At 32.8% G+C, this 8597-nt stretch carries 8 protein-coding genes; 7 read left to right on the forward strand and 1 reads right to left on the reverse strand.

Translation table 11 applies throughout. The annotated features are described in order from the left end of the window. Window positions 1–245: 245 nt before the first annotated feature. Together recA and rny are read left to right on the forward strand one after the other, a co-directional pair. Window positions 246–1292 carry a recombinase RecA gene (recA, locus tag CD127_RS10410; RefSeq protein ID WP_103299015.1) on the forward strand — a complete coding sequence of 349 codons (1047 nt, stop codon included), beginning with the start codon at window positions 246–248 and terminating at the stop codon, window positions 1290–1292. 238 nt (window positions 1293–1530) lie between these two features. Further along, a complete protein-coding gene (rny, locus tag CD127_RS10415) occupies window positions 1531–3090 on the forward strand; it encodes a ribonuclease Y (RefSeq protein WP_103299016.1) in 1560 nt (519 codons plus the stop codon). A gap of 176 nt (window positions 3091–3266) precedes the next feature. Here the strand turns inward: rny and CD127_RS10420 are convergent, their stop codons facing one another. Next, window positions 3267–3482 (reverse strand): hypothetical protein, encoded by a 216-nt coding sequence (locus CD127_RS10420; protein WP_103299017.1) that lies wholly within the window; start codon window positions 3480–3482, stop codon window positions 3267–3269. 159 nt (window positions 3483–3641) lie between these two features. On the opposite strand from CD127_RS10420, the gene CD127_RS10425 reads away from it, so the two are divergent. From CD127_RS10425 to CD127_RS10445, 5 genes are all read left to right on the forward strand, one after another. Then, window positions 3642–4436 carry a TIGR00282 family metallophosphoesterase gene (locus tag CD127_RS10425; RefSeq protein WP_103366664.1) on the forward strand — a complete coding sequence of 265 codons (795 nt, stop codon included), beginning with the start codon at window positions 3642–3644 and terminating at the stop codon, window positions 4434–4436. Window positions 4437–4584: 148 nt separating this feature from the next. Continuing rightward, window positions 4585–6345, forward strand: a complete 1761-nt coding sequence (locus CD127_RS10430) for a 2-oxoacid:acceptor oxidoreductase subunit alpha (RefSeq protein WP_103366665.1) — start codon at window positions 4585–4587, stop codon at window positions 6343–6345. Next, window positions 6346–7212, forward strand: a complete 867-nt coding sequence (locus tag CD127_RS10435; protein ID WP_103366666.1) for a 2-oxoacid:ferredoxin oxidoreductase subunit beta — start codon at window positions 6346–6348, stop codon at window positions 7210–7212. It begins immediately after the preceding gene. Between the two features lie 170 nt (window positions 7213–7382). After that, the gene (locus CD127_RS10440; protein WP_103366667.1) at window positions 7383–8003 is read left to right on the forward strand and encodes a poly-gamma-glutamate hydrolase family protein; all 621 of its coding nucleotides are present in this window, start codon (window positions 7383–7385) and stop codon (window positions 8001–8003) included. Between the two features lie 65 nt (window positions 8004–8068). Then, a complete protein-coding gene (locus tag CD127_RS10445; RefSeq protein ID WP_103366668.1) occupies window positions 8069–8365 on the forward strand; it encodes a thiamine-binding protein in 297 nt (98 codons plus the stop codon). Window positions 8366–8597 lie beyond the last annotated feature (232 nt).

The raw sequence follows: 8597 nt of genomic DNA on the forward strand, positions 1-8597 counted from the left end.
ATGCTTGTAATTCATTCTGATAGAGAGTATAGTATTAGATAAGATATTAAACAGATAACTAAGGTTGTCGGTAAAGTAATTTTAAGTATAAAAACTGAAAGAAAACCTTTGTCAATCGAGGAAACGAATGCGTAACGACGGGAGTTTGCTATATGTAAATGACCTAGGCATGCATAAGGTGACGAAGAGTGAAAAGGTTTGTCTACAGTTTAAATAGATAACTATCTCATTTAGGAGGTTTCGCTTTGGATAATGAACGTCAAAAAGCTTTAGATACAGTTATTAAAAATATGGAAAAATCATTCGGTAAAGGTGCCGTTATGAAATTAGGAGATAATAAAGGTCGTCGTGTTTCAAGTGTTTCAAGTGGTTCAGTTACTTTAGATAACGCATTAGGTGTCGGTGGATATCCTAAAGGAAGAATTATTGAAATTTATGGTCCTGAGAGTTCAGGTAAAACAACAGTTGCTTTACATGCTATTGCAGAAGTACAAAAAAATGGTGGCGTAGCTGCATTTATCGATGCTGAGCATGCGCTTGATCCAGTATACGCAGAAGCTTTAGGTGTAGATATTGATAACTTATATTTATCTCAACCAGACCATGGTGAACAAGGTTTAGAAATTGCTGAAGCATTTGTACGTAGTGGCGCAGTAGATATCGTTGTTGTCGACTCTGTAGCTGCTTTAACACCAAAAGCAGAGATTGAAGGGGAAATGGGCGATACTCATGTAGGTTTACAAGCCCGCTTAATGTCACAAGCGTTACGTAAACTTTCAGGTGCCATCTCTAAATCTAACACTACGGCAATCTTTATTAACCAAATTCGTGAAAAAGTCGGCGTAATGTTTGGTAACCCAGAAACTACACCTGGTGGTAGAGCATTAAAATTCTACAGTTCTGTTCGTTTAGAAGTACGTCGCGCTGAACAATTAAAACAAGGACAAGATATTGTTGGTAACAGAACTAAAATTAAAGTTGTTAAAAACAAAGTAGCACCTCCATTCAGAGTGGCTGAAGTTGATATTATGTATGGTCAAGGTATTTCTAAAGAAGGCGAATTAATCGACCTTGGTGTTGAAAATGAAATCGTTGATAAATCAGGTGCTTGGTACTCATATAATGGCGAAAGAATGGGCCAAGGTAAAGAAAATGTTAAAACTTACCTTAAAGAGAACCCACAAATTAAAGAAGAAATTGACCGTAAATTACGTGAAAAACTAGGTATTTTTGATGGTGATGTAGAAGAAAAAGAAGAAGAATCACCTCAGTCATTATTTGATGAAGAATAATATTAGAAATCTTAAATAATATATAACTGGAAGTAGGTGAAAGAAAGCTTTCACCTGCTTTGTTTTATACAAAATTTATCTGATACTATATATGTAAACTGAATCTTATGTGCAATTTCATATCTTGACACTACCAACTTTATAAACGTACAATTAATATGTATAATTATTATACAACTTATAAAATCATAAAGATTTTGATATACAAAGCAAATACCTAGATAAAGGAGGTGTTTATGTGAATTTATTAAACCTCCTACTCATTTTGCTGGGGATTATTCTAGGGGTTGTTGTAGGGTATATTGTAGCCCGAAATATATTGCATCAAAAGCAACTACAAGCTAGACAAACTGCTGAAGATATTATTAGGCATGGTCAAAAAGAAGCCGAAAATATCAAAAAAGAAAAATTATTAGAGGCAAAAGAAGAAAATCAAATTTTAAGAGAACAAACTGAATCTGAACTACGTGAAAGACGTGGTGAGCTTCAAAGACAAGAAGCCCGACTTCTTCAAAAAGAGGAAAACTTAGATCGAAAATCTGATCTTTTAGATAAAAAAGATGAGATTTTAGAACAAAAAGAATCTAAACTTGAAGAAAGACAACAACAAGTAGATGCAAAAGAGAGTAGTGTTCAAACATTAATAATGAAGCATGAACAAGAATTAGAACGCATCTCCGGACTAACTCAAGAAGAAGCTGTTAATGAACAACTTCATAGAGTAGAAGAAGAACTGTCACAAGATATTGCAGTACTTGTTAAAGAAAAAGAAAAAGAAGCAAAAGAAAAAGTTGATAAAACAGCGAAAGAACTATTAGCTACTACCGTTCAAAGATTAGCTGCTGATCACACTACAGAATCAACAGTATCAGTAGTTAATTTACCAAATGATGAAATGAAAGGCCGCATCATTGGTAGAGAAGGTAGAAATATTCGAACTTTAGAAACATTAACAGGTATCGATTTAATCATCGATGATACACCGGAAGCGGTTATCTTATCTGGATTTGATCCAATAAGACGTGAAATCGCTAGGACTGCATTAGTCAACTTGGTGTCTGATGGACGTATCCATCCAGGACGTATTGAAGAAATGGTTGATAAAGCTAGAAAAGAAGTTGACGATATTATTAGAGATGCTGGTGAACAAGCTACATTTGAAATTAATGTTCATAATATGCATCCTGATTTAGTTAAAATACTAGGTCGTCTAAACTATCGTACTAGCTATGGCCAAAATGTTTTAAAACATTCTATAGAAGTTGCGCATTTATCAGGAATGTTAGCAGCGGAATTAGGAGAAGATGTTAATTTAGCTAAACGTGCTGGCTTACTTCATGACGTTGGTAAAGCCATTGACCATGAAGTGGAAGGTAGCCACGTAGAAATTGGCGTAGAATTAGCAAAAAAATATGCTGAGAATGACACAGTAATTAACGCTATTCATTCTCACCATGGTGATGTAGAACCGACATCAATCATTTCAATATTAGTAGCTGCAGCTGATGCACTTTCTGCAGCAAGACCAGGTGCCCGTAAAGAAACACTTGAGAACTATATCCGTAGACTAGAACGTTTAGAAACATTATCTGAAAGTTATGATGGTGTAGAAAAAGCATTTGCTATTCAAGCGGGTAGAGAAATCAGAGTTATTGTATCACCTGATGAAATTGATGACTTGAAGTCATATCGATTGGCTCGAGACATTAAAAATCAAATCGAAGAAGAATTACAATATCCTGGTCACATCAAAGTGACAGTTGTAAGAGAAACAAGAGCAGTTGAGTATGCGAAATAATTTTTAACAGACCTAATTTATTGGGTCTGTTTTTTCGTTTATATAGTAAGTAATAGGGACTGATTACAGGAAATCAATTTGTATAATTGTTAAATTTAAAAAATAAAAATAAGCTAGAAGTTAGACGTTATTTTATAACGTTAACTTCTAGCTTTTAAAGTCTCGTTCTTTAATAATTATTTAAGTTGTAAATCAGTTTTTCTTAATTCAGAAATAATTTCAGCAGTATCGTAGCAGTTTGTAGCGATATTTGAATATCTTTCTGCTAAACGATAAGCATTGATATATAATTCTAAACTTTCTTTAGCAATATCTTCAGCATCCTCTGATTTTGATGGATTAGCTTTAACTACTAATTCTGCAAATTTTTCAGGATCAATGTTAATTGACATATTATTATTACAACTCCTATTATTTTTATAAATTTATATTACCATATGTTATATACATGCTAAAGTAAAGTGAGGCATAAATTTGAATAGAGTCCAAATCATCTCTTTAAATCTATTCCTATTTGAATTAAACTGTTTTTATGAGAGGATGAACATTTAATGAGAATATTATTTATCGGGGATATTGTTGGTAAAATTGGCAGAAATGCTATTAGTGAATATTTGCCAAAAATTAAGCAAGCATATAAACCAACAGTTAGTATCGTAAATGCAGAAAATGCTGCTCATGGTAAAGGTTTAACGGAAAAAATTTACAAACAATTATTAAGAGATGGCGTAGACTTTATGACAATGGGGAATCATACGTACGGCCAACGTGAAATTTACGATTTTATTGATGATGCTAAAAGAATGGTTCGCCCAGCGAATTTCCCAAGCGAAGCTCCTGGTGTTGGAATGCGCTTTATTCAAATTAATGATATTAAATTAGCAATTATTAACTTACAAGGTCGTTCATTTATGCAAGATATAGACGATCCGTTTAAAAAAGCAGATCAATTGATTGAAGAAGCAAAAAAAGAAACAAATTATATCTTTGTAGATTTCCATGCTGAAACTACATCAGAGAAAAATGCTATGGGATGGTATTTAGATGGTAGAGCAAGCGCAGTAGTTGGTACACATACGCATATACAAACATCTGACGATCGTATTTTACCCCAAGGAACTGGATATATTACCGACGTAGGAATGACAGGTTATTACGATGGTATACTAGGAATTAATCGCGATGAAGTAATTGAACGCTTTATCACAAGTTTACCTCAAAGACATGTAGTTCCAAATGATGGAAGAAGTGTTCTTTCAGGTGTTATCATTGATTTAGATAAAAATGGTAGAACGAAACACATTGAAAGAATTTTAATCAATGACGATCATCCTTTTAATAAATAATATATTTTGCGTTTAATAATTTTTATTGAAAATGGATTTATTATAGTCCATTAGTATGAATTTAATCAAATGCCACTGTTGACATAGTAAGACGGTGGCTATTTTTGTTATTATTTAAGATGAATTATTTCCACAGGAGGCATATGATATGAAATCACAAATATCATGGAAAGTGGGCGGACAACAAGGTGAAGGAATTGAATCAACAGGTGAAATATTCGCCACAGCAATGAACCGCAAAGGTTATTATTTATATGGCTATAGACATTTCTCTAGTCGTATTAAAGGTGGCCATACAAATAATAAAATTAGAGTATCTATCGAACCAGTTCACGCGATTAGCGATGACTTAGATATTTTAGTCGCATTTGACCAAGAAACAATTGAATTAAATCATCATGAGATGAGAGAAGATAGCATTATCATTGCAGATGCTAAAGCAAAACCGACTAAACCTGAAGATTGTCGTGCACAATTAATTGAATTACCTTTTACGAGCACTGCTAAAGAGTTAGGTACAGCGCTTATGAAGAACATGGTAGCAGTAGGCGCAACATGTGCAATTATGGATTTAGACACGAACACGTTTGAAGAACTTATTCATAACATGTTCAGTAAAAAAGGCGATAAAGTCGTTGAAATGAATATTGAAGCGTTAAACCAAGGATACAACTTAATGAAAGAACAATTATCTGAGGTTGAAGGCGACTTCACTTTAGAAGCAAATAATGAAGATCCACATTTATATATGATTGGTAACGATGCAATCGGATTAGGCGCTATCTCAGCAGGTTCAAGATTTATGGCTGCTTATCCTATTACACCCGCTTCAGAAATTATGGAGTATATGATTGCGAATGTTCCTAAAGTTGGGGGCACAGTTGTTCAAACTGAAGACGAAATTGCAGCGGCTAACATGGCTATTGGAGCCAACTATGCCGGAGTAAGAGCATTTACAGCTAGTGCTGGACCAGGTTTATCATTAATGATGGAAGCTATTGGTTTATCAGGTATGACTGAAACGCCATTGGTTATTGTTAATACTCAACGTGGAGGTCCTTCAACAGGGTTACCTACGAAACAAGAACAATCAGATTTAATGCAAATGATATATGGTACACATGGTGATATTCCTAAAATTGTCGTAGCTCCAACTGACGCTGAAGATGCATTCTATTTAACAATGGAAGCTTTTAATTTAGCAGAAGAATATCAATGCCCAGTTATTGTATTAAGTGATTTACAATTATCTTTAGGTAAACAAACTGTTAAAAATCTTGATTATAATAAAATTCAAATTAAACGTGGAGAGTTATTACAATCTGATATAGAACGTGAAGAAGACGATAAACAATACTTTAGACGTTATGCGTTAACAGGTAATGGCGTATCTCCTAGACCGATTCCAGGAGTTAAAGGTGGTATTCACCATGTGACTGGCGTTGAGCATAATGAAGAAGGTAAACCAAGTGAAGCAGCTGAAAACAGACGTCAACAAATGGAAAAACGTATGCGTAAAACAGCTGATTTATTAATTGAAAATCCTGTTGAGTTAAATGAAAAACATGACGAAGCGGATATATTATATATTGGATTTATTTCAAGTAAAGGTGCAATTCAAGAAGGTACTAAACGCTTAAATGAAAAAGGTATCAAAGTAAATACAATGCAAATTCGTCAATTGCACCCTCTACCAGTAGAAATGATTCAAAATGCTATTGATAAAGCTTCAAAAGTAGTTATTGCAGAACATAACTATCAAGGACAATTAGCAAATATTATTAAAATGAACACAAATGTTCAAAGTAAATTAATCAACCAAACTAAATATGATGGTACACCATTCTTACCTCATGAAATTGAAGAAAAAGGTTTAGAAATAGCTAAAGAAATTAAGGAGTTGGTTTAATTGGCTACATTTAAAGATTTCCGAAATAATGTTAAGCCAAATTGGTGCCCAGGTTGTGGTGATTTCTCTGTTCAAGCAGCTATCCAAAAAGCAGCAGCTAATGTAGGACTTGAACCAGAAGAAGTAGCAATCATTACAGGTATAGGTTGCTCAGGTCGTTTATCAGGTTACATTAATTCATATGGTGTTCATGGTATTCATGGACGTGCTTTACCATTAGCTCAAGGCGTTAAAATGGCTAATAAAGATTTAACTGTTATTGCTTCAGGAGGAGATGGAGACGGTTATGCGATTGGTATGGGACATACTATTCACGCTTTACGCCGTAATATGAATATGACTTATATTGTTATGGATAACCAAATTTATGGTTTAACAAAAGGTCAAACTTCTCCTTCTTCAGCAGTTGGATTTGTAACTAAATCTACGCCTAAAGGTAATATTGAAAAAAATGTAGCGCCATTAGAATTAGCATTGTCTTCAGGTGCGACATTTGTAGCACAAGGATTCTCAAGTGATATTAAAGCATTAACAAAATTAATTGAAGATGCCATTAACCATGATGGCTTCTCATTCGTAAATGTGTTCTCACCATGCGTAACATATAATAAAATTAATACGTATGACTGGTTTAAGGAACATTTAACTAGTTTAGATGATATTGAAGGATACGATCCAACGGATAAACAATTAGCTATGAAAACTGTATTAGATCATGAATCTTTAGTTAAAGGTATTGTTTATCAAGATACAGAAACACCTTCATATGAATCTCAAATTGAAGAATTAGAAGAAAGTGCATTATCTAAAAGAGATATCCATATTTCAGAAGAAGATTTCAATAAATTAACAGCACAATTCGTATAATATTAGTTGCTCATACTTAGATTAGTCTAATTTAAGTATGAGTTTTTTATTATTAAAGGAAAATAAAAACTTTTAAACAAAAGTAAGTTTTATTAAAAATTAGTAAAACTACTTTTTATAATAAATTTAAAGGGAAGACCTTTAATATATTATTAAAAAGTGGGGTTTCTATGGATAAATATAAATCAATGACAGAATTAGAAGAACAAACAAAAGAAAATGAAGATTGGGAAATTGTAAGTAATGATCTAAGAAGTAATGTGACTATATTAGCTATACATGGAGGCGGAATTGAACCAGCGACTACAGAATTAGCATGTGTGATTGCGGAGCAAGGCCAATATAATTATTTTGCTTTTAATGGTATTAGAAGCAAAGGGAACAATGAGTTGCATGTTACTTCTATCCATTATGATAATGAAATAGCAATGAATCTTGTGAATAATAGTGACATAGCAGTAACGATACATGGTTGCTCAGGTGATGAAAGTGTTGCATACATAGGAGGAAAAGATATAGAACTTAAAGAAGCTATCGGAAGTGGTTTAGCAGACATAGGCTTAGATATTCAAGCTGCTCCAAGTAATATGGCTGGTGCTCAAGATAATAATATTGTAAATCGTACTACTAAAGGTGCGGGTGTTCAGATTGAACTTTCTTCAAAATTAAGAAAATCTTTATTTAAAAATAAGAAAAGTAATTTCAAAAGCAGACAAGATCAATCAAATTGGGATAATTTAATGTACGATATTGCTAAAGCAATTAATAAAGCGATTGAAAGTGTAAATTAGATAAGTCATTTAAGTATAAGAGTGCTAAAATAAATATGAATATAATTTATAGAGGTGAATGAATAATGCAAGATACTTTAATGAGTATTCAAATTGTACCAAAAACACCAAATAATGAGGATGTCATTCCGTATGTTGATGAAGCGATTAAAGTTATAGGAGAATCTGGCTTACATTTCCGAGTAGGTCCACTTGAAACAACAGTTCAAGGAGATATGAGTGAATGCTTAATTTTAATTCAAAAATTAAATGAACGTATGGTTGAATTAGAATGTCCAAGTATTATTAGCCAAGTGAAGTTTTATCACGTCCCAGAAGGCATTTCAATTGAAACGTTAACTGGCAAATACGACGAAGCTTAATAACACTTTATCGAGACCAAGGCATGTTGAATGTCTTGGTTTTTTATATTTTATAGAAGGATTTTAATGACACTATTCATCATTTATTTAAATTTAAAAGAATAAAAAATTAGCGAATTTTATTTTTATTTTGGCTTTAAAAAACTTTACTATTTTATGAATTCTTTTGAACTCTTTTTGCACTTTATGATTAATTTTAATATAATGTACTAATGATATTAGGGCATATAGA

Source organism: Staphylococcus petrasii (assembly GCF_002902565.1).
Taxonomy (GTDB): domain Bacteria; phylum Bacillota; class Bacilli; order Staphylococcales; family Staphylococcaceae; genus Staphylococcus; species Staphylococcus petrasii.

What these genes read in the sequence shown, in the direction of transcription:
- CD127_RS10420 (WP_103299017.1), bottom strand. Translation starts at nt 3,482, where the DNA reads ATGTCAATTAACATTGATCCTGAAAAATTTGCAGAATTAGTAGTTAAA.
- CD127_RS10430 (WP_103366665.1), top strand. Translation starts at nt 4,585, where the DNA reads ATGAAATCACAAATATCATGGAAAGTGGGCGGACAACAAGGTGAAGGA.
- CD127_RS10445 (WP_103366668.1), top strand. Translation starts at nt 8,069, where the DNA reads ATGCAAGATACTTTAATGAGTATTCAAATTGTACCAAAAACACCAAAT.
- CD127_RS10425 (WP_103366664.1), top strand. Translation starts at nt 3,642, where the DNA reads ATGAGAATATTATTTATCGGGGATATTGTTGGTAAAATTGGCAGAAAT.
- CD127_RS10440 (WP_103366667.1), top strand. Translation starts at nt 7,383, where the DNA reads ATGGATAAATATAAATCAATGACAGAATTAGAAGAACAAACAAAAGAA.